Below are 20358 nucleotides of genomic sequence, written 5' to 3' on the forward strand. Positions count from 1 at the left end.
GCTTCGTCTATTCTTTATGAAATAACTCACTACCGGGAATACTATGCAGATTCGAAAAGGATTAAATACCGATCTCCCACGCCTTGAATGCTGTGACTTTTCTTTCACCATTAGCCGCATCGCCAGAGAGCCTTTTATCCACGGTGATTTGCATATTGAAGCCGTTGCCGAGCCCTGGATTAAAACCTACGAGCTCGACATCCAAACCCTTGAAAACCACTGCGTTAATCCGGACGCCATCTTTCTTGTCGCCGAAACGGATGACGGTGAAATAGCGGGATTTATTACCGCGTCAATCGGCTGGAATAAGTTTATTTCGGTGGACTACATCGCCGTGGAGCGTACGAAACGCCGAACCGGCGCCGCGCAAAAACTGATGGCCGCCGCGCACGTTTGGGCCCGAAGCGTAAACGCGCCGGGACTACGGCTTGAAACACAAAATGTGAACGTCTCTGCCTGTCTGTTTTATCGTCATTACGGGTTTACCCTGGGCGGATACGATCGCTATCTCTACAACGCCTTACCGGAAAAAGACGAGGTCGCCCTGTTCTGGTATTACATGCTGGTTTAGCAACGCGGCCTTCATATTTCTGTCATTGAATTTCATTACGCTTTCGGAATTTTAACCACGGTGTAAAGGAAAGAAGTGTGAATTCAATGGCTAAGGCATTACTGCTGGCATTACCTGTTTTGAGTGCAACGGCAACGGCGACGGCCGCCGGGGGCGACCTGTGTGAACCCAAAGCGTACGAAATGGCGCTGCGCTATCAGCAGAAATCAGCAGAGATCATGGCTCTTCAGCTGCAGACGTATCGGTTTGCCACCGAGCGTTTCAACGAAAAGTTAAAAGATCTGAAAACGCCTGAAAATTACGCCGTGGTAATGGATCTGGATGAAACGGTACTGGATAACACCCCTCTGCTGGTGCGCGATACGGAGCAGTGTCACGACTTTACAAAATGGGACACCTGGAGCGACTGGGAAAAACAGGGAAAACCTGGCTTAATTCCTGGTGCGAAGGCGTTTCTTGACCATGTGAATCAAAGCAAGGTCCGTATCTATTATGTCTCGGACCGCATGCAGGAAAATAAAGCCGATACGCTCAGAACGTTAACAGCCCTGGGACTTCCGCAGGTGTCCGATGAAAGCGTGCTTCTGGATACGGTCAGCAAGGAAGAGCGTCGCCAGAGCATCCTCAAAAAGCAGCAGATCGTGATGCTGTTTGGCGACAGCCTGCCGGATTTCGCCGTGCAGTTTAAAAACAAAAAGCCGAGCGAGCAGCAGCGTGAGCTGGTTGAGGCCAGCGCCGAACACTTCGGTAACGACTGGATTGTGCTGCCTAATGCCGCTTATGGCTCCTGGTCGAAAGCCACCCCGGACAGCTGGAGCGCGCCGCTGAAAAAATAATGTTTTATGAGCCGGGAAAGGTTCCCTCCTCCCCGGCCTTTGCGCTTTGCTATTTATCCCGTTTATAGGTCCTATCATTTCCGGGCAGGTTCTTATAATTTTACGAAGAAGTAAGATGAGCGCTTTCAAAGGAGACTCGTATGCTTACCGTGAAAAAACTTGCCCTGTCCACGTTGATTTCCAGCTCATTGCTTTTCTACCCTGCGCTGCAGGCATCGGCAGAGACGCCGCAGCACGTTGTTAAACAACCGGCGGGTGGATACAGCGTTCAGGTCGGCGACGTTCTGGTCACCTCGTTTACGGACGGGACCGTCGCGCAGGATCTGCATAAACTGCTGCGCCGGACAACGCCGCAAAAAATTGATGCGCTGCTCGCGAAAAATTTTCAGACCAACCCGCCTGAGGTGTCCATCAACGCGTTCCTGATTGCGATGCCCGGACATAAAATTCTTGTAGATACGGGCTCAGGCCAGCTCTTTGGCCCCGGCAACGGCGGACGTCTGATTGAGAGCCTCGCCACCCAGGGGATTAAACCCGAGGACATCACTGAAGTCCTGCTGACCCACGCCCACTCCGATCATGCAGGCGGCCTGGTGAAAGACGGCAAGGTGGTGTTCAGCAACGCGCGCGTTTACCTCGGCAAGCCGGACGTCGACTTTTTTTTTAACGAAGACAATCAGAAAAAAACCGGCTACGACCAGAACTACTTTGACGTCGCGCAGAAAACCTTAAAGCCCTATCTTGACGCCGGCAAAGTGGTGCCGTTTAGCGGGACCTCTGAAATTCTTCCAGGGCTTACCGGCACGGTTCACCCCGGACATACGCCGGGCTCGGCCTTCTACACGCTTGAAAGTAAAGGCGAGAAGATCACCTTCATCGGTGACGTTATCCACGTTGCGGCAGTCCAGTTCCCGCGGCCTGAGGTCACTATCGCCTACGATCAGGATCAGGACAGCGCGGCCCGCGTGCGCGAGCAGGCGTTCGCAGACTTTGTGAAAAACAGAGACCTGGTTGCCGCGCCCCATCTGCCTTTCCCGGGTATCGGATACGTGACGAAAGGTGAGAAAGGCGGCTATGCCTGGGTCCCCGTCACCTATACCAACCGGGACGCCAGCAGCGCGAAATAAAATGGTGCCCGTTTCTGAGATGGACATAGACCTGCTCCTGACGCTGGACGCTCTGCTTCAGGACAGGAACATCACCCACGCGGCCGCGCGGCTGGGCATCAGCCAGCCCGCGCTATCCGCCCGCCTGGCGCGTCTGCGCGCGCTCTTTGGCGAACCGCTGTTTATCCCCTCCCCACATGGACGCGGGGTGTTACCCACCCCGAGAGCGGAGGCGCTGAAGCCGCAGGTTGAAAGCGTTTTACGCGGCATCAGCGCGATGTTTGCTCCCACCGCGTTTGATGCGAAGACCAGCACCCGGACCTTTGTTATCGCGCTACATGAAAACCCGGCGCTGATGCTGGGCAGCGAATTGCTGAACCAGATAAGCACCGATGCGCCGGGGATACGTCTGCGCTTCGCCCTGCCTGATATGGCCAAATTGCCGCAACAGCTGGAATACGGTGACGTAGATATTTACATCGGCGTAAGCGCGGGGGCGCATGACGGCTGGGTCAGGCGCAAACTGCTCGACGACGCGTTTGCCACCGCCCAGCGTAAAGAACACCCGCGCGGGACAGGTCCGCTGGATCTGGAAAGCTACTGCGCCCTTGCTCATCTGGTGGTGTCATCGGAAGGCGATCCGTTTACCGGCTTTGTCGATCAAACCCTGGCCGGACTCGGCCATCAACGTAATGTGGTGATGTCTACTCAGAGTTACGCTATGGCGCCTCCGCTGGTCGCCAGCACCGACCTGGTATGCACCCTGCCGGGACGGATGCTGCGACAGTTTGCGGCGACGCTGGATATATTCCCGCCGCCGCTGCCGCTCCAGCCGATTATCCTTTATATGTACTGGCACCCGAAAAACGGTCAGGATCCGGCGAGCGTCTGGCTGCGTGAGCAACTGCTGCAGGCCGCCGGACGTCAGGAGCGATCGTGACCTTTACGACCCGTCGTTACAGGCGGGGTTTCTTTGGTCTGTTTGAAGACTTACTTTTCGGCGTAGCCCAGGGATCATCATAACCCGGCAGTGGCGCGGTACGCGTCAGTCCGCCCCATGGCGAACGGTGTTTCTTTATTGATTCCGGTAATGTGTCAGCTAACAGGTATTCTTTCAGGAGAATGATTTCCGCCAGGGGCTTAAGCGCGAGGGAGTCCGCCAGGCTTTTTAAAAAATGGCCATAATTATTTTCAGTTATTTTCCTGTACTGTTCCAGCGTAGGTTTTACTCTCTTAATAACATTGCGTAGTTCTGTTCGGGAAGGAAATAACTCAGCGAGTTTTATCAGACCCTCTTTGAAATAACCTGTCTCGTTATTCTCAACAAGCTTAAGATCAATCACCTCTTTCAGCGCAAGATAGATCCCAAGGCTGGATTTTATTTTATCCTTGAACTTCAGGTATGTTTTGGGAATACCAAACTGAACGTCATCATATTCTGGCGCGTGGACAAATACCCATTCATCCATTCCTTCTATCTCATACTTACGGCTTGTTTCAATGGCGGACAGGGTATCGTAAAGACTGATTGACGTGAGTTTTGAGAGAAGGGTGCAAACGTCGGGATTGATAATAAGGGGCTGTGCATGGTCCGGGACAGGATCAACAACGCTGATGGAGATCTCATTACCGGCATCTATCGACGTGTGTGAACAAACGAAGGTGATGATATCTTCTGGCTCTCCATCTTTACGGACAATCTGAGTGACGCTGTCTAATTGTGCGACACCCTCTTCTATCCTCTGCCATCGCGATGTATGTCCTCCACCTTTACTCTCAAATACATGCCATATACCCTTGTGCGTTTCAATAAGATAATCAGGCGTTTTTCGCTTCTTCTTATCCGGGTAAAACTGCAAAGAGGCTTTCTTAATCAGCCCTGCGTGAATAAAATGTGCTATCTGCTCATGTCTGGACGTTAGCCAGTAAATTGCCGATTGATAGCAGAAAAAACCGCCGAGGATAAATGATATGGTTGATTTTTCGGAGGCCTCGATACATTGGTAAAAACTTTGCATTTTGAATGCTTTGTTTTTACTTATCACAATACATGACCCTGCAAGCTTTAATCTGGCGCAGGTATACAAGCCAATCGACTTATAAATGTTTTCATTTAAAATAGCCTCACCCGTCCAGTCTATACACTGCGCATATCCACATTCCAGTGCACCTGGTGTAGCATACAATCGTGTTTCAGCGATAAGTTTATCTTCAAGTTTCGTCATGCCATCCATTAGGGTATAAGAAACGCAAACCTCCTCATAAGACGGGTAATGAACTATTTTGGTAATCCCTTCTTTCTCATTGCTTGCGTTTATCACATCAATTTCTTTTTTTTCCTTATCCCTTTTACTCACTAACTGTGCCGAAACCTCAAGCCAGGTAAAGACGTTCCCATTTTCATTCATATTCTTTTTTTCCCGAACGCAAATTGTAGGTTATAGTGCCAGCGTTATTATACCGTTCTGGGTAAAATTCATGACGCTCAAATAAGGTAGGTTTGTTGCCGCTTCCCCTGCTTTCTTGTACCCTTTCACCGGTAAACTCACCCCACTAAAACTGAGACCTTCGATGCCTATGACTGCACACATTTCCAAAGATCCTTTACATGGCGTAACGCTGGAGATGATGGTCAACGCCCTGGTGGCGCGATACGGCTGGAGCGAGTTGGGTGACCGCATCAAAATTAACTGTTTCAGAAAAGATCCCAGCGTTAAATCGAGCCTGAAGTTTCTGCGCCGCACCCCGTGGGCGCGTGCGGAAGTTGAAGCCCTGTATCTGGATTCCCTCACCGATGAGGTAAATACAGAGCATGCGGCGCCCGCTTTTAATCCCTGGGCTAACAGTCGGATTCTTAAGAGCTAATAAGCAAATGACGCGACACGTAAAACGGATTGGTGCGCTGGCTGCCTGCGCGCTTTTACTTGTAAGCTGCTCCTCAAAACCACCTAAATCACTGGTTACCCCTCTTCCCAACGCGAGCAAGCCGACGCAGCAGGCAAACGAGCCGATGCGCGGGATCTGGCTGGCGACCGTCTCTCGCCTTGACTGGCCCCCGGTGGCCTCGGTGAATGGCCGCAGCGCCGACCAGCGCATCGCGATGCAGAAACAGGCGCTGACCAGCAAGCTCGACAACCTTAAGCGCCTCGGCATTAACACCGTATTTTTCCAGGTGAAGCCGGACAGCACCGCGTTGTGGTCATCAAAAATTCTACCGTGGTCGGATATGCTGACGGGCACCATCGGCGAATATCCGGGTTACGACCCGCTGCAGTTTATGCTGGATGAAGCGCACAAGCGCGGCATGAAGGTCCATGCCTGGTTCAACCCTTACCGCGTGTCAACTAATACGAAGCCGTCAACCATCGCCGCCCTGAACCGGACCGCATATCTTTCCCCGTCCAGCGTTTATGTCCAGCATCCGGAATGGGTGCGCGTCTCCGGCGATCGTTTTGTTCTCGACCCGGGCATTCCCGACGTGCGCGACTGGATAACCAAAGTGGTGACCGAAGTGGTGGCAAACTACCCGGTAGACGGCGTACAGTTCGATGACTACTTCTATACCGAATCGCCAGGCTCCGCGCTCAATGACGCGCAAACCTGGCGGCAGTACGGCCAGGGATTTGCCTCAAAGGCCGACTGGCGCAGACACAACACGCAGCAACTGATCGTGCAGGTGTCCCGCGCAGTGAAACAGACGAAGCCCGGCGTAGAGTTTGGCGTCAGCCCGGCGGGCGTGTGGCGTAACCGCTCCTTTGACCCGGCGGGTTCGGATACCCGCGGCGCCGCGGCCTACGATGAATCCTACGCCGATACGCGTCAGTGGGTGCAGCAGGGCTTGCTGGACTACATTGCCCCGCAGATATACTGGCCCTTCGCCCGTGATGCGGCGCGCTATGACGTGCTGACCAGGTGGTGGGCCGACGTCGTCAAGCCGACCCACACGCGCCTGTATATCGGCATTGCCTTCTACAAGGTGGGGGAGCCGTCGAAAAATGAGCCGGACTGGACGGTACAGGGTGGCGTGCCGGAGCTGAAAAAACAGCTCGATCTTAACGATTCGCTGCCCAACGTGAACGGCACCATTCTGTTCCGGGAAGATTATCTCAACCAGCCGCAGACCCAGCAGGCGGTGAACTACCTGAAAGGACGCTGGGGTAGTTGAGTGAAGATCGGGCAGAAACGCCCCGTTTCTGCCCGATTTTTTACGGCTTCGGCCCGAACATCGCCTCAAGCTGCTGCGCGTCCGGCATACCAACCACCTGCTGCAGCTCGTTTTCCGCGTTCAGATAGTAAATGGCCGGCGTGGCGTTAGCGCCCAGGCTGTCCATCAGCGCCTGATGTTTCTGCAGGATCTCGACCGTTTCGCGGGAAGCGTCCCCTTCAGGCTTCGGCAATTTTTTCCCACCGGAAAGCTCGTATTCGCGCCAGGCCGAAACCGGATCTTTCGCATTCAGGATCGCGGAGGCGTTGCGACCGCTGTTGGGGTTAAGAAACGCCACCAGCAGCGTGTTGAGCTGCACCTTGCCCGCCTTCACCCACGGCTGCGCTTCGGACCAGAACTGCTTGCAGTACGGGCAGAACGGATCGGCGAAGACGAAGACCTTACGCGGGGCGTTATCGGCCCCTTCCTTCAGGGGATGCGCCGCATTAAGGTTCTTCCACATCTCGCGACCCATCGGAGCGTAGATCTCTTTCTGGAAATAGCCTTCGCTGAGGTTTTTTCCTTTGTCATCGTACAGATAGCCCGAAATAACGTGCTTGCCGTCCGGGGTTAAAAACAGTGTCACGCCCATGTCCTGATATTGCCCCAGCCAGGCCGGTGCGCCGCCGGGAGCATCCAGTTTCTTAATGATTTTGATCTGCTGCTGCTCGCTGAACTGCTTCACCACATCCGGTATGGCCTCAGCGGCCTGGGCCAGCCCTGAGGTCGCCAGCGCCGAAAGTAACAGTAATTTTTTCATTTCCCTCTCCGGTTTGTCGGGGGCATTCCGCCCCCTTCAGGTTAGCGGTTTTTCAGTGCGTCACTGACAATTTCGTCGAACTCTTCAAAAGGCACCCAGCCGGGCAACAGCCCTTCGCCGATAAGCGTGGCGGGCGTGCCCTGAATTCCCATTTTTTCTGCGACGATCAGGCTGCGCTTAATCGTTATCATGCTCTCCTCATCCGGCGTCGTGATGCTGACACCTGCCCGCTTCTGCGCCTCCTGAATGCTGGCGTCATCGTGGTATCCCTTTTTGGCCATCAGGGTATGGTTCAGTTTCATAAACTGCCCGGGATCTTTACGCCAGAGCGTTAACGCATCACGCGCGGCGGTCAGCGAACTTTCCGAGCGGAAAGGCAAAAACTTAAAGACCACCGCCACATCCGGGTGTTTTTCGACGATCTTCTCCAGGTACGGATCGAATTTCTTACAGTACGGGCAGTTGTAGTCGGTAAACACCACCAGGGTGAGCTTTGGATTTTTCGCGCCAATACGCGGGGAGTTCGGATCGTTAAACAGGAAATCCGCGATCATCTTCTGCGCACGCTGTTCCTGGTCCGGCGTCAGCGGCTGGGCAGCCATCACCTGAGCCGAGGCCAGCAGGAACATAAGCGTAATAAAGAATTTTTTCATAATGCATTAGCCTTTTGCGTTATTCAGGGTGGTGACCAGAGTGTGCTTGTCCAGCAGCGGCGAGAGGATCTCTCCGTCAGGCGTGCCGGGGCCATAGATCGCGTTAAACGGAATGGCGTAACGATTTCGCTTCGCCAGAAAGTCCGCAATAAACGCGGAGGGCTGGCTCCAGTCTCCGCGCAGGGCCACCACGTCCGGCTGGCTCAGCGCGGCAATAACGTCCGGCTGACGCAGTACCCGGTGCTCGTTAACTTTGCAGGTCACGCACCAGTCTGCCGAAATATCCACAAACACCCGTTTCCCCTGCGCCAGCGCCTGCTGGATGGCTTCCTCGCTCAACGGCTGCCACGGGATGGTCTGTGCCACGCTTTGCGTGGTGGCGTCAGAGTGTGAGTTGAGCAACCCGCGCAGCTGATACCCGCCAGACACCGACAGCGCGATGACCACGACCCAGAACAACGGCGAGGAGGTTTGCCCCTTCTTCGTGAACAGCGCCAGCGCGATAACGATCAGCACCAGCATCACGATCTGGCTGGCCGCTTCACCCAGATGCACGCTCAGTAGCGTCACCAGCCAGAGGCTGGAAACCAGCATCATCAGACCCAGGATGATTTTTAGCGTGTTCATCCAGCGGCCCGGTTTCGGCAGCAGCATGGCCGTTTTCGGTACCAGGGCAACAAACAGCCACGGCAGGCTCATGCCCACGCCGAGCATCAGGAAGATAAGCCACAAAGAGTACAGCGGCGCGCCAAGCGCAAAGGCAACCGCCGTACCGAGGAACGGCGCGGAGCACGGCGTGGCCAGCAGCGTGGCGAACATCCCTTCACAGAAGCTGCCGCCAGGCCCCGCGCCCCCTGCCGTCGCCAGCCGACCGGCGGCGGCAGATGGCAGAAGCATCTCAAACGCCCCGAACAGGTTCAGCGCAAACAGGAAGGTCACGGCAACCATCAGGCCGATAAACCACGGGTTCTGGAACTGAATGCCCCACCCCAGCGACGCTCCGGTCAGCTTAAGCGCGGTCACCATCGCGGCCAGCAGCATAAAGGAGGTGATGATCCCGGCGCTGGTGGCCAGGAAGCGCAGCCTGATGGCGCGCCTGTCCGATCCCGCCTGCAGGATGCTGTTTAGCTTCATGCCCATTACCGGCAGCACGCAGGGCATCAGGTTCAGGATCAGCCCGCCCAGCAGGGCAAAAAGCACCATTTTGCCCGTTCCGCCCGGTGCGGAAGGCTCTGCGGGGGCAGCCCCAACGGTCATAGTGGTTTGCTGCGCGTTACCGCCATTGGTCAGCACAAACGACAGCCTCTTACCTTCCAGCGAGGCGGGTTTATCGCCCCATTCGTCGGTCACGGGTACCGCCACCCTAAGCGTATTGCCGTCGTGTTTAATAACCGGCTCGCCGGGCAGAACGTCACCCTCCAGCGGGTCAAAGTAGATCCCCGGATTGTCCCACTTCCCGACCGTGGTGCCGGTAATCACCAGCTTGTCGCCAGAGAGCCAGGCGGCCAGATCCGCGGATACGCCCGACGTGCCCGGAACGGTGCGCATCGCTTGCTCGAAGGCGGCCTGGAAGCCCTCATCCACCGGCTGGGTAAAATCAAGATGCAGCGGGTAGTCCGTCAGCAGGCAGACGTTACTGCACGTGGAGAGCGTGAGCGTCCCGTCCAGCGTGTCGCTCTTTACCCCGTCGAGAACGATCGGAATCGTGACCTTATCGTGATATCCCTGCGTGGTCATGCCGGAGATATCGAAGCGCGACGGTACCGGCCAGGACCAGCTGTCGGTTACGCCTTCCGGCCAACTGATTTTCGGGGCCACACCGCCCTCGCCCGGCGATCGCCAGTAGGTCTTCCAGCCAGGCTTTAGCTCAACGGTGAGCAGGCCTTTGATGTGCTTTTGTTCCCTTTCCGCCTGGAAGCGGATGCGGGCGTGATCGTTTTGTGGGGAGATCAGCCAGCCGGTGTCTGCCGCATGGACAATGCCGATGCAGGCCAGCCACAGGAAGACGAATCCCCTGAAGAGGTTAACCATGTTTTACTCCGTGAACAGTGAAAAATTATCGTGTTAAGTCGATGATTTTCATTCACGGAAAACGCAGTTTTTAAGGTGTATTCGGGGAGGCGGCGCCTGAACGGGCTGTTCCGCAGGAGCATATGCCCGCCCTTGCGTCAGCAGCTGTAACAGCGCGAAGAAGATAATGATGGCCGGCAGCGCGCCGTCGAAGAACAGCGGCAGGGCACAAAGAAGCGACTGGGCGCCTAGCTGACAGGGCGATGGACCGGACTGCTCAGTATTGCTTTGCGTTGGGGCATCTGCACTCAGTGAAATCTGCGGATCCAGTCCCTGTAAAAAATGGTTGAGATACACCGCACGCTGCACGAGGCAAAGCGCCATCGCGAGACAGGTGATGATCAAAAGCCATTTTCCGAGGAGCTGACGGTTGCGCATAATATTCCAGAATAACAAGACGCCCCGATCATAAACGATAGTGATGAATCTACAAGTGTCCGGAGTGTAAGGTTTTGTCTGTCGCCGCTATTCACCCGTCAGCGCGTCGTAGATATCCCGCAGACGCGTGCGCAGAAACAGCACCGCCTTGTGCTTGCGGGATAACAGCGCCTGCTCGCTGGCCCCCGTCTCCTCTGCCAGCATTTTAATGCTGTAGCCGTGCAGCTCGGTCTTTTCAAACACCTCGCGCTGCGGCGGCGGGAGTTCTGACAGCGCCTGCCCCAGCTCTTCCCACAGCAGCGTTTTGAGATACTCCTCCTCCGGCGTTTGCGGTACGCCGAACAGGGTTTCGGCCAGCTCGTCTTCGGGGAAACCCTCTTCGTCTTCGCCCGTAAAATAGCCGTAGAGCGACACCTCGCGTTTTTTACGCGCCCGGTCGGTCATCTCGTTACGCGCCGCGCGGAACAGCCAGGCCGCGACGTTTTCGACCGGCTGTTCCACTTTCATCAGCTGATAGGTCACTTCCTGCAAAATGTCGTCGGCATCATCGCGAACGGACGTCCGTCCGCGAATGAAGGCTTTCAGCCGGGCGCGGCAGGCACTGAGCGCCGACATCAGCATGGATCCGCCCGCCTCCCCGGCTTTCATTTCGCTCACTCTGCTTCCGGCGTTTTTGGCGCGGCGTCATCGCGTTTTTCGTCACGATGACCGTGCCAGCCGCAGTGCCCGCGCCCGTAGCGACCAAATCCTTCGCGGCGCTGCTGAATAAACGCCTCGCGCTGTTCTGGCGTCATGTTCATCCAGCGCTCGTGCATCCGGCGGTGCGCGCCAAACATCCCCGGGCGGAAACCTAACCCGCCAAACAGAATGCGGCTCAGCACCAGAATGCCCAGCGCCTGCCAGAACCCGATGGCCTTCACGCCGAGGATCGCCGGGAGTAAGGCGTTCCACAGGGACATCACCAGCAGGCCGAGTACGATGAAAATGACCGCGCCGATGATTAAACCCTTGCCCATACGGTGGCGACCGAATCCGCGCCCGTGACCTCTGCCGTGCATATCAAAATCTCTCATGGTGTTTACCTCGTTTACAGTAACTGATTATGGCTTGTGATGAGGTAGACGGATGAGGGGGGGAAATATTGCTGGGGTGAATAAAAAAATTTTCGTGATGCGGAATTTGGACTCATAGCGGTTAGGGCTGGCGCTCGCTATGAGTCACCTTCAGTTCATCATTTTTTGCGAAAGGTTCGCTTAACGAATGCGATAGCGATGGCGGCCAGTATGATTGACACCAGTGCGAGGAAGATGAGCAAGGACAAAAGTGGATTTAACAAGCCACCTAAACTGGTGAAGTCGCTGATACGTCCAAGTTGCTCGGACGTGCATACACGCAGAATGATCTCAGGAATAATAAGCAAAAATATAATGACGGTCAGGACATAAACCAGAGCACTCTTGCGCTTTCCCATTTCCGTTGTTGCTCCTTTCTCAATCATGATCAATGATAATAAGATAATGATACTGCAAGGTTATATAAAATGGCACAAAATTCATAACCTACATACTGTCCGTGGCATTAAAGTTTTACTAACAACAGCCGATGTATGAGTTACCACTTAAGTTTGAGGCCCCAAAATGCTCTCTGATATTTTTAAAAATAAAGATTTCATTATTTATTTTATTTATGGCACTGTATTTATAGTAATTACAAACAGAGCGTATGGAATGTCTAATTTACTAAGATTTGTCTTTCGCTACTTGGCAATTGGCTACTCAGATGTAAGAATGAAAGAACTTGATGATAAATGGTTTGATATCCAACTATTCAAAATTACCAATGGAATTAACACCACCAACCTAAACGACGCGCGACTAATACAAAGAGGGTTAAATGAGGGGATGTTAAAGCCATCATGGTTTTTATTTACCAGTTCATGGGGAGACATCACCATAAAAATGTCGAAAAAGAAATTAATCTTATCCTATTTAATTGGGTTAGTTATATTTTTCATGGGAAATTATGCATGGATTGAGCAAACAAAGATTGTAGATGGATTCGTCAAAATCGACTACAAAGAATTTAGTTATTACCTTTCTAAAGAAAAGCTGATCATAACATCACTTAACAGAACCATTGATAACGCCACCGTTTATAGTAAAGAGGATTGCAAGAATATCCCGAACTCAATCGCTAAGGACTCAATGTTCTCTATAGCATGTACGAAACTACTTGATAATAGATTGTCGTATATATGGTGGCTTGAAAAAGAAATCCAGTCTGTAAATAGCAGAAAAAACACGCTAAAACTTATATCTTACATTTATTGCATCACTAGCGTTTTGTGGGTTTTTTCATTATACCAATTCAATCGTGCCAGCACCCATGTCGTAAATTATAAGTTATCAATACAAAATCAGAACTGATAGAAAAGTAAAAGCCCACCTTCGACCTCTTTTATAGAAGGTGGCTTTCGAGAGTGCCCTTTTAAGGGGGTATTGCTATTTTAAGTCTACCTGTTTTAGCTCCATATATTTTAGAGATGGCTAGTTTTGTGTTGCTTTAGTCAATCAAAAAAACATGTTAGTCATTACAAATGTAAAAAATCACCAAAAAAAACTGTCAGAATTAAAAGAATTGTGGTGGAAGTAGTAAACGCCGAGGGCCCCTGCGGAGCTTTTTTAAGCGCCTCAACACAATGAAATAAAAGTTTTTATTTCAGGTCACGTCCACATGTTGACCACATCGTTACAAGAAGCCCCGCGAATGCGGGGCTAAGTTCAGTTTTAAAATCCAAAATTTCAGCTTTGTTCGCCAAAAATACATTATATGCGCAAACATCAATTTATTTTAAATGCATAGATTCAAGATTAATAGGTTCTGGGAATTCCGACTATCATCAGTTGTGCAATAAAAGGATTAACATTACCATCCAGAAAATTAACAATCCTTTTTAAACAATCATTAATCACGTAGCACTTTTATTTAATTGTATACCTTTAATTGTTGTTATCATTGTCCTTGCTGCTTCCTCTAATTTTGCCCTCTTTGATACATAATTATTATCTTTATTTTCCGCAGCTTCTAACTCTATAAAAAGCAATGATTTTGCCGTCTGGTAAGTATCAGGGAAAAGCTCTTTTTTCGATTCAAGAAAAGCCATCCCTGAAATCACAATCCCTCTAAATTCACCATCTGTAACAAAGTTAAAGCGCTCAACATCAGGCCAAGTTGAAATCAACTGCTCAGCTTGAACACGTGCATTTTTTAGCGCTTTGTTTTCTGCATCCACATTTTCATTTTCAACCCACAAGCAAGCAGATGCTATTGAAAATATAAATGAAATTGCTAGCAAGCAATAAGTGAGTGGCTTTTCTTTATTTTTTATGAGTTGAAATGCCAAACCAAGCAAACTTGCTAATGATGCAAGAGTAGATATAACTGCCATTATCATATAATCATCCTTACTTTCCACTTAAACAATCGATGCAAATAAATAACTTATCTTAATATTTCAGTTTAAGTATATTTAACAGAACAGCCCTGACACAATTGCTGGCTCAGTGGTGAAGAACGCCTGCAAAAATGAAGTGGCTTTTACTCAACTCATTTCAATTAATATATAAAACCTTCAACGCGACGTCCCTACAATACCTTCCCAACCTCGACATGAGAAACGCAAAAATATAATAACCAATGATAAACAACAGAATCAGTCAAGGTATGAAACTGGCGCCACCCTCAATCAAAATAAATACTTAAACACAGCTTCAATTCATTACAGCGAATAACTCACAGGGGGCTATCATTACCCCCTATCATCAACTTCCTTAGGAGCAAAACTCCTTCAAGATTTCAAATCTACGCTGCCTATTATGAGTTTTCTTTGACCCTTCCTGACTTAAATCCCTATATTCCTCAACAAGATCATTAGAATTAGAAGGGTCGCTTGATTCATATATATCGAAAAAGTTAACAAGCTTTACCCCAACAGATTCCATATTAACTTTTTTCACTTGACTAAGTTGCAAGAAATAATAAGCCAGAACGAATATGAAATAAAAATGACCTCTTTTCCTAACAACTGATTTCAATGCTGACTGACCATCAATAAGTTTAGAAATAGTACTTAACACTTCATTAAAAACATTCTTATCATCACTTGCTTCCGGATAGTTTTCATTATACTGATCATACACTCGATTGATTGTTTTCTGCGTATTATCTTGTTCAATACCCATGCGCAAGAAGATTAGCAAAGTACTAATATATTGAATATCCTGCATGCGACGAATATCGGATGGTGAAAAAATATTGTACTTAGACCAAAACTCATGCTGCGAAATATTTTCAGCTAATTTTAGAAACTCCCCATTAAACTCAGCATTACGAAGTTCTTGCGGGTTGAGTGTTGTACTAGTCCTATTTAAACGCAAAAATAATTTAGCAATTTCCTCATATTGTAATGTTTCATTGATAAATCTCGAGGAGAACTGGTATCGCCAAAACTCACGTTTGTTTTCTACCGATAGTTCTGAAAATAACTTCCCACTATAATCAGATTCTTTATTGTCCAAACTGACCTTATTTAACTTGAACTCATCATTTAAATACCTTTGAATTGTAGTCAATCTTTGCTGTCCATCAACTATTGAATATTTTGTATCACCCGTATCAGGATCAGTATCGTTCGCCCATAAATATATTTCAGGTATTGGGAATCCAAGCAATATAGTTTCGATTAACGCAACTTGATCTTTCAACTGCCAAATATATTTTCTTTGATATGAATTATCGACTGTTATAATTCCAGATTTTAAATTATCTGTTAACCACTTAATATCCTTTGATTCCACCCTAATTAAATCAATAGCTCTCATAACAACATTCCTTATAATCCATCTTTTAGGCTACTCAACCCAGCTATATGATAACGCTCAACTGACTCCCACGAATCATAAATTCTGTAGGTGATTTCATTTGGTATCCCAAAAATAGTTTGAATATCTTTCTTTAATGGCTCAACTTTTCTTGACCAAACGTCAAAAAAATCCACTCTAATATCCAACTCTTTTAAAGACACAAAACCCTTGAATATATTCTTTGCTACAGGAGCATATGAAGGCATATAGTTCTTTGAATGCAATTCAATAAACGCCATCCAGGATGCCTTAAAGATACCCTCGGATACTATAACAATATCTATATCTGAATCGTCATTGAAAACTCGATAATTCTTACTGGGACTTAAGCTAAATCCCATTTTCGCACTGCCAACTATTGCAATATTGTTTACATGTATCCCAAGTTTTTTAGACATGTACAATTTAAAATCATCATAATCTTGAGCAAAATCCGCAGACCCTTTTTTTTCTCGAAAATACCAAATATCATGACCCAAAAGATATCGTTGATAAACATCGCGAATATCGTCGGATAGCAATTTTTCCTTAAATTCCTCTAACATTGTCCAATGCGCCTTATGAACAGGAACCACGAGTTGATATCTATGTAAACTCAGAATATCTTTTAACTACTCATTTGACAACAAAGATATTGGGATGACTCAGGCCATAGTATTAATATGCTTCAAAGTAAAAGCGCATGCTCAAGCCTGCGGATATCTGCACTCAGGTCGCCATTAGTGACCGGATCGCTTTCCGGCATCGGGCAATAGCTCACTTTCGGAAACGCGCTGTAAACAATGACCGGCGGAGGCACAACCGGGGCGGGTGTGCAGCCTGCGCACAACATCAGGCAACTTGTCGCCATACCAGCGGCGTAACGTTTCATTCTCATTAATCAGCCTCGTAATGGTTTGTTCACGTCGCGCGGCCATCGCACCGGCGGCCAGCAGTTCGCCGCGTAAACTGACCTGCGCGGTTTCATTTCGCCTGGCAATTCCCTGCGAAACGGAAAGCTGATTTTTCATCATCCCGATTGCGGTTTTTTGTTCGGTCGCGACCCTGTTCGCACGTTCAAACGAGCGCGTCAGGTTGCCGTTTTCATGACGCGGCCAGTAAAAACAACATCAGTTTCATTCAATCCCCCTGACGCAGTAAGCACACTCGCTCGCGCGGCGATTTTCCAGCCCTTTGTTAATTTCACCATTCATGTAAACCCAGCGGGTGAGCTGGTCGCACGCCTGCGGCCATTGCTGGCAATTGTCGGAACTGAAAGAGTTGTGGTGGAAGCTGAAAGGTAAACATGAGGAACACGGTCAATCTTATCTCAGGAAAATTGAGCGTTTCGAAACGATGACCGGAAACCCGTGCGCTTTCCAGATCACCAAGAGCCTGATAACGCAATATTATGCTCAACGCCGGGGTGAAGGTATTAAGCCAACCACCATCAACCGCTACCTGATCACGCTAGGTGGGATGTTCACAACCTGATTGAGTCAGAACTGTATAACGGTGAGCATCCATTCAGGGGATTCAAAAAACTGAAAGAGCAGACAGCCGAAACTGGCTATCTCACTCTTGAGGAAATTGACGCCTTACTTGCTGCGCTCTCAGGTGATAATCGTAAAATTGCGGTTTTGTGTTTGAGTACCGGAGCAAGATGGGGAGAAGCTGCGCGATTGAAGGCGGAGAATGTGATTCATAACCGGGTGTCTTTCGTTAAGACGAAAACCAACACACCGCGCACGGTCCCGATCTCTGATGACGTTGCGGCTTACGTAGTCGGCAAAGCACGAGGCTTTCTGTTTCCTGAGGCCAGTTATGCTGAATTCAGGCGAATCCTCAAAGAAGTTAAGCCCGACTTACCGGCGGGTCAAGCAACACATGCGCTACGACACTCTTTCGCCACGCACTTTATGATTAACGGGGGCAATATCATCACACTGCAGAGGATCTTAGGTAATACGAAAATTGCGCAGACAATGGTCTATGCGCACTTCGCTCCTCAGTACCTGCAGGACGCGATTTCGCTTAACCCGCTGAAGGGTGCTAATGGTGGTCAGAGTGTCCATAATGTGTCCACACCCTAGCCGCTTTTTATGGCTTTTGACTGCTAGTACTAAAACGTGAAGCCTTGTCTGGCGCGGCTTTCCAGTTACGCCAGACATTAAAAAGGCTCCCTCAGGAGCCACCCCTCATACAATCAAGCCTGCACCGGCAACCTAAAACTCGAAATACTCCGCGAAAGCTGCTGCGCCTGCTCTTCCAGCGATGCCGCTGCCGCGGCAGACTGCTGCACCAGCGCGGCGTTCTGCTGGGTTACGCCATCCATCTCGGTCACCGCCTGCCCGACCTGGCTAATTCCGCGGCTCTGCTCTTCAGAGGCGACGGAGATTTGCTCCATCAGCGTATTCACCTTATTCACCGACGAAATAATCGAGTCAATCACCTCGCCCGAGCGGTTCACCAGCTCCGCACCGTTTTTGACGCTGGAGACCGACTGCGCAATCAGGCTCTCGATGTCCTTAGCCGCCACCGCGCTTTTCTGTGCCAGGGTGCGCACTTCGCTGGCCACCACCGCAAAGCCGCGGCCCTGCGTGCCGGCGCGCGCCGCTTCAACCGCCGCGTTCAGCGCCAGAATATTGGTCTGGAAGGCGATGCTGTTGATCACGCTGGTAATGTCTTCGATGCGCTTCGAGTTCGCAGCAATGGTGTTCATCGTGTCGATGACTTCGCGGGTCACCGCTTCACCGGTGTGGGCATTATTCACCGCGTCCTGCACCAGTTTTCCGGCCTGATACACGTTATCGGTATTATTCGCCACCGTCGCGCTCAGCTCTTCCATGCTCGCCGCCGTCTGGGTCAACGCGGAAGCCTGCTGCTCGGTACGCGAAGCCAGGTCGATATTCCCGGAGGCAATCTCCTGGGCCGCGTGCGTCACGGTATGGCTCGCATCGCGCACCTGGGCGATGGTCGCAAGCAGTGCCTGACGCATCTGCTCCATCGAGCCCATCAGGTGGTCGATTTCGTTATGCGCACTCCCCTTCACCGGCACCGGAATGTCCAGCTTGCCTGCGGCAATCTGGCTGCAGTGCTCGCGCGCCAGGTTAACCGGGGCAAAGACAAAGCGCTTCATGAAGATGCTGACGGCAACAATCACCACCACAAACAGGCTGGCAATAACGGCAATCATCACCAGGCCGGACACGAAATTGCTGCGCGCATCCTCGTTCAGGCTTTTGGCGTATTTCTGGTGGACGGAAAGGACCTGGTCGAGAATGATTTCGTACTGGCGATCGAGACGGGAAACTTCCGGGATCAGGGCGTTAAATTTGGCGACATCGTGCGCCGCAGCGGCATCGATCAGCGGCGCCAGCCCCTGGTTACGGTAGTTTTGCCAGGCGTCCTGATAGGCACTCACCAGCGGCGCTTCATCCGTCAGACGCGGCGAAGCCATAAACGCCGCAAAGGCATTGTCCGCTTTGGTCAGCGCCTCTTTCACGGCGGTTAGCTTTACAGACTCGTCCGCCGCATTGCCCGCTTCCACCATCTTGACGTACTCCATCACCCGCACGCGCAGCGTACGGCTGTGGTTGATGGGGTCAATAATCGACAGCACCACCTGGATCTCTTTGTTCACGTTATCCAGCGAGTTATTACTTTTAATGATGAGGCCAACGCTGGTAACGATGCTGACAACAAAGAAGAAAAGCAGCGAGAACAGGACAATCAGGGACGACTTTTTCAACGACATAAACCAATACCTCAAGGAGAATTATTCCTTATGGTTATCGGCGCTTCCAAAACTTAAATTAATTAAAGTTATTGATGTATCGGTCGGCGCTATACCGCTGGCTTATAGCGCCGCTGCAGGGTGGCATCCAGCTTGCGCTGCAATGGCTGCGGCGTCTCCCCTTCGATCAATTTGCCAATCAGATCAAAGCAATGCCACGCCAGCTGGCGGTTGTCCTGACGGATGGTATCCACCGGTATCGTCAGCGAATCATACAGATAGTGATCGTCAAAGCTGGCTAACCTGATATCACTTTGCAACAGGTTGTGCTGGCCCATATAGCGCAACACCCCTTCCAGCAGCCCACAGGCGGCGGTGAAAAGCGCTTTTGGCGGACGTCCCAGACGCGCACAAAGTTCAGCAAACATCTCGTATCCGGAGCTCGGGTGATAGTTGCCGTGAATGATCCACTCGGGGCGCAGTTCCACACCGGCTTCACGCAGGCCTTGCTTAAACCCTTCCAGACGGTCGCGCGTCGGAGACAGGCGCGGCTGGCCGCCGAGGAAGTAAAATTCATCCGGATGCTGGCGCGCGATGTCCGCTACCAGCGCCGTCGTCGGGGTAATGGAGTCGGTGATCACCAGTGGCAGCGCGCTGTCGTTCATATGGCGGTCAAAAAGCACCACGGGCAGCTGCTCGCTGAGCTTCAGGTAGTCCGCATCGTTCAGCATGCTGGAGGCCACAATCAGCCCGTCCACCTGACGCGCCACCATGTTGTTCACCACCACCGTCTCCTGCCCCGGGTTTTCATCGCTGCAGGAGATCAGCAGCTGAACGCCCGCCTCGCGGCACAGCGTCTCCAGCTCGTGAGAAAAGACGGCAAAACCGTAGTTGGTGATCTCCGGGACGACAAGACCAATAGTGTGGCTGCGGTTATCGCGCAGCGACCTGGCGTGAATGCTGGGCTGATAGTGGTGCTCTTTGGCAATCGCCAGCACGCGCTCGCGCGTCTCTTCCGCCACGCGAAGCTCTTTGCTGCGCCCGTTCAGGACCAGGCTGGCGGTGGCTTTTGACACACCCGCCAGCTCCGCGATGTCTTTAATGGTGACGCGTTTTGTTTTTCTCACAACGACTTAGATCCGG

At 51.1% G+C, this 20358-nt stretch carries 20 protein-coding genes and 4 pseudogenes; 8 read left to right on the forward strand and 16 right to left on the reverse strand.

The annotated features are described in order from the left end of the window. Positions 1–43: 43 nt before the first annotated feature. The 4 genes from MX657_RS11750 to MX657_RS11765 all read left to right on the forward strand — a co-directional run bounded on the left by MX657_RS11750 (position 44) and on the right by MX657_RS11765 (position 3453). On the forward strand, positions 44–571 hold the full coding sequence (locus tag MX657_RS11750) for a GNAT family N-acetyltransferase (protein WP_080329141.1): 528 nt from the start codon (positions 44–46) through the stop codon (positions 569–571). Between the two features lie 86 nt (positions 572–657). Further along, positions 658–1407, forward strand: a complete 750-nt coding sequence (locus MX657_RS11755; protein ID WP_373274474.1) for a 5'-nucleotidase, lipoprotein e(P4) family — start codon at positions 658–660, stop codon at positions 1405–1407. Between the two features lie 140 nt (positions 1408–1547). Next, on the forward strand, positions 1548–2534 hold the full coding sequence (locus MX657_RS11760; protein WP_346805846.1) for an MBL fold metallo-hydrolase: 987 nt from the start codon (positions 1548–1550) through the stop codon (positions 2532–2534). A 1-nt stretch (position 2535) separates the two neighbouring features. Next, positions 2536–3453: a LysR family transcriptional regulator gene (locus MX657_RS11765; protein WP_346805847.1), complete on the forward strand. Its 918-nt coding sequence runs from the start codon at positions 2536–2538 to the stop codon at positions 3451–3453. A 16-nt stretch (positions 3454–3469) separates the two neighbouring features. Here MX657_RS11765 and MX657_RS11770 read toward each other — a convergent pair whose 3' ends face one another. Further along, the gene (locus tag MX657_RS11770) at positions 3470–4921 is read right to left on the reverse strand and encodes a hypothetical protein (protein WP_346805848.1); all 1452 of its coding nucleotides are present in this window, start codon (positions 4919–4921) and stop codon (positions 3470–3472) included. Between the two features lie 169 nt (positions 4922–5090). Between MX657_RS11770 and MX657_RS11775 the strand changes: the two genes are divergently transcribed. After that, positions 5091–5378: a VF530 family protein gene (locus tag MX657_RS11775; protein WP_346808551.1), complete on the forward strand. Its 288-nt coding sequence runs from the start codon at positions 5091–5093 to the stop codon at positions 5376–5378. Positions 5379–5385: 7 nt separating this feature from the next. After that, positions 5386–6678, forward strand: a complete 1293-nt coding sequence (locus MX657_RS11780) for a glycoside hydrolase family 10 protein (protein ID WP_219366125.1) — start codon at positions 5386–5388, stop codon at positions 6676–6678. A 40-nt stretch (positions 6679–6718) separates the two neighbouring features. Here MX657_RS11780 and dsbG read toward each other — a convergent pair whose 3' ends face one another. From dsbG to MX657_RS11815, 7 genes are all read right to left on the reverse strand, one after another. After that, positions 6719–7477, reverse strand: coding sequence for a thiol:disulfide interchange protein DsbG (dsbG, locus tag MX657_RS11785; protein WP_080329147.1), 759 nt, complete (start codon positions 7475–7477; stop codon positions 6719–6721). A 41-nt stretch (positions 7478–7518) separates the two neighbouring features. After that, on the reverse strand, positions 7519–8130 hold the full coding sequence (locus MX657_RS11790) for a DsbA family protein (RefSeq protein WP_346805849.1): 612 nt from the start codon (positions 8128–8130) through the stop codon (positions 7519–7521). A 6-nt stretch (positions 8131–8136) separates the two neighbouring features. Continuing rightward, positions 8137–10161 (reverse strand): protein-disulfide reductase DsbD family protein, encoded by a 2025-nt coding sequence (locus MX657_RS11795; protein ID WP_346805850.1) that lies wholly within the window; start codon positions 10159–10161, stop codon positions 8137–8139. A 48-nt stretch (positions 10162–10209) separates the two neighbouring features. Next, positions 10210–10578: a hypothetical protein gene (locus tag MX657_RS11800; RefSeq protein WP_346805851.1), complete on the reverse strand. Its 369-nt coding sequence runs from the start codon at positions 10576–10578 to the stop codon at positions 10210–10212. Positions 10579–10665: 87 nt separating this feature from the next. Beyond that, complete coding sequence (locus MX657_RS11805) at positions 10666–11226, reverse strand: RNA polymerase sigma factor (RefSeq protein ID WP_346808552.1); 561 nt, start codon at positions 11224–11226, stop codon at positions 10666–10668. Positions 11227–11231: 5 nt separating this feature from the next. Further along, the gene (locus tag MX657_RS11810; RefSeq protein ID WP_346805852.1) at positions 11232–11651 is read right to left on the reverse strand and encodes a hypothetical protein; all 420 of its coding nucleotides are present in this window, start codon (positions 11649–11651) and stop codon (positions 11232–11234) included. A 158-nt stretch (positions 11652–11809) separates the two neighbouring features. Continuing rightward, positions 11810–12049: a hypothetical protein gene (locus MX657_RS11815; protein WP_346805853.1), complete on the reverse strand. Its 240-nt coding sequence runs from the start codon at positions 12047–12049 to the stop codon at positions 11810–11812. 166 nt (positions 12050–12215) lie between these two features. Between MX657_RS11815 and MX657_RS11820 the strand changes: the two genes are divergently transcribed. Next, positions 12216–13004 (forward strand): hypothetical protein, encoded by a 789-nt coding sequence (locus MX657_RS11820; RefSeq protein WP_346805854.1) that lies wholly within the window; start codon positions 12216–12218, stop codon positions 13002–13004. Positions 13005–13546: 542 nt separating this feature from the next. Here the strand turns inward: MX657_RS11820 and MX657_RS11825 are convergent. The 6 genes and pseudogenes from MX657_RS11825 to MX657_RS11850 all read right to left on the reverse strand — a co-directional run. After that, complete coding sequence (locus MX657_RS11825; protein WP_346805855.1) at positions 13547–14032, reverse strand: hypothetical protein; 486 nt, start codon at positions 14030–14032, stop codon at positions 13547–13549. Between the two features lie 376 nt (positions 14033–14408). After that, positions 14409–15458 carry a DUF262 domain-containing protein gene (locus tag MX657_RS11830; protein WP_346805856.1) on the reverse strand — a complete coding sequence of 350 codons (1050 nt, stop codon included), beginning with the start codon at positions 15456–15458 and terminating at the stop codon, positions 14409–14411. 11 nt (positions 15459–15469) lie between these two features. Further along, positions 15470–16045, reverse strand: a complete 576-nt coding sequence (locus MX657_RS11835) for a hypothetical protein (protein WP_346805857.1) — start codon at positions 16043–16045, stop codon at positions 15470–15472. A gap of 131 nt (positions 16046–16176) precedes the next feature. After that, positions 16177–16377 (reverse strand): annotated as a pseudogene (lysC, locus tag MX657_RS11840) (Rz1-like lysis system protein LysC); the annotation flags it as partial. Then, positions 16298–16573 (reverse strand): annotated as a pseudogene (lysB, locus tag MX657_RS11845) (Rz-like lysis system protein LysB); the annotation flags it as partial. The pseudogenes lysB and lysC, both read right to left, overlap by 80 nt. Before the next feature lie 42 nt (positions 16574–16615). Then, a pseudogene (locus MX657_RS11850) lies at positions 16616–16735 on the reverse strand (glycoside hydrolase family protein); the annotation flags it as partial. A 4-nt stretch (positions 16736–16739) separates the two neighbouring features. Between MX657_RS11850 and MX657_RS11855 the strand changes: the two are divergent. Continuing rightward, positions 16740–17572: pseudogene (locus MX657_RS11855) on the forward strand (phage integrase); the annotation flags it as partial. Between the two features lie 113 nt (positions 17573–17685). Here MX657_RS11855 and MX657_RS11860 read toward each other — a convergent pair. Together MX657_RS11860 and MX657_RS11865 are read right to left on the reverse strand one after the other, a co-directional pair. Further along, the gene (locus MX657_RS11860) at positions 17686–19236 is read right to left on the reverse strand and encodes a methyl-accepting chemotaxis protein (protein ID WP_346805858.1); all 1551 of its coding nucleotides are present in this window, start codon (positions 19234–19236) and stop codon (positions 17686–17688) included. A gap of 89 nt (positions 19237–19325) precedes the next feature. After that, positions 19326–20342: a LacI family DNA-binding transcriptional regulator gene (locus MX657_RS11865; protein WP_346805859.1), complete on the reverse strand. Its 1017-nt coding sequence runs from the start codon at positions 20340–20342 to the stop codon at positions 19326–19328. Between the last annotated feature and the right edge of the window lie 16 nt (positions 20343–20358).

The organism is Enterobacter chuandaensis (assembly GCF_039718975.1).
GTDB classification, from domain to species: Bacteria; Pseudomonadota; Gammaproteobacteria; order Enterobacterales; family Enterobacteriaceae; genus Enterobacter; species Enterobacter chuandaensis.

What these genes read in the sequence shown, in the direction of transcription:
- MX657_RS11750 (WP_080329141.1), top strand. Translation starts at nt 44, where the DNA reads ATGCAGATTCGAAAAGGATTAAATACCGATCTCCCACGCCTTGAATGC.
- MX657_RS11755 (WP_373274474.1), top strand. Translation starts at nt 658, where the DNA reads ATGGCTAAGGCATTACTGCTGGCATTACCTGTTTTGAGTGCAACGGCA.
- MX657_RS11760 (WP_346805846.1), top strand. Translation starts at nt 1,548, where the DNA reads ATGCTTACCGTGAAAAAACTTGCCCTGTCCACGTTGATTTCCAGCTCA.
- MX657_RS11765 (WP_346805847.1), top strand. Translation starts at nt 2,536, where the DNA reads ATGGTGCCCGTTTCTGAGATGGACATAGACCTGCTCCTGACGCTGGAC.
- MX657_RS11770 (WP_346805848.1), bottom strand. Translation starts at nt 4,921, where the DNA reads ATGAATGAAAATGGGAACGTCTTTACCTGGCTTGAGGTTTCGGCACAG.
- MX657_RS11775 (WP_346808551.1), top strand. Translation starts at nt 5,091, where the DNA reads ATGACTGCACACATTTCCAAAGATCCTTTACATGGCGTAACGCTGGAG.
- MX657_RS11780 (WP_219366125.1), top strand. Translation starts at nt 5,386, where the DNA reads ATGACGCGACACGTAAAACGGATTGGTGCGCTGGCTGCCTGCGCGCTT.
- dsbG (WP_080329147.1), bottom strand. Translation starts at nt 7,477, where the DNA reads ATGAAAAAATTACTGTTACTTTCGGCGCTGGCGACCTCAGGGCTGGCC.
- MX657_RS11790 (WP_346805849.1), bottom strand. Translation starts at nt 8,130, where the DNA reads ATGAAAAAATTCTTTATTACGCTTATGTTCCTGCTGGCCTCGGCTCAG.
- MX657_RS11795 (WP_346805850.1), bottom strand. Translation starts at nt 10,161, where the DNA reads ATGGTTAACCTCTTCAGGGGATTCGTCTTCCTGTGGCTGGCCTGCATC.
- MX657_RS11800 (WP_346805851.1), bottom strand. Translation starts at nt 10,578, where the DNA reads ATGCGCAACCGTCAGCTCCTCGGAAAATGGCTTTTGATCATCACCTGT.
- MX657_RS11805 (WP_346808552.1), bottom strand. Translation starts at nt 11,226, where the DNA reads ATGAAAGCCGGGGAGGCGGGCGGATCCATGCTGATGTCGGCGCTCAGT.
- MX657_RS11810 (WP_346805852.1), bottom strand. Translation starts at nt 11,651, where the DNA reads ATGAGAGATTTTGATATGCACGGCAGAGGTCACGGGCGCGGATTCGGT.
- MX657_RS11815 (WP_346805853.1), bottom strand. Translation starts at nt 12,049, where the DNA reads ATGGGAAAGCGCAAGAGTGCTCTGGTTTATGTCCTGACCGTCATTATA.
- MX657_RS11820 (WP_346805854.1), top strand. Translation starts at nt 12,216, where the DNA reads ATGCTCTCTGATATTTTTAAAAATAAAGATTTCATTATTTATTTTATT.
- MX657_RS11825 (WP_346805855.1), bottom strand. Translation starts at nt 14,032, where the DNA reads ATGATAATGGCAGTTATATCTACTCTTGCATCATTAGCAAGTTTGCTT.
- MX657_RS11830 (WP_346805856.1), bottom strand. Translation starts at nt 15,458, where the DNA reads ATGAGAGCTATTGATTTAATTAGGGTGGAATCAAAGGATATTAAGTGG.
- MX657_RS11835 (WP_346805857.1), bottom strand. Translation starts at nt 16,045, where the DNA reads ATGTTAGAGGAATTTAAGGAAAAATTGCTATCCGACGATATTCGCGAT.
- MX657_RS11860 (WP_346805858.1), bottom strand. Translation starts at nt 19,236, where the DNA reads ATGTCGTTGAAAAAGTCGTCCCTGATTGTCCTGTTCTCGCTGCTTTTC.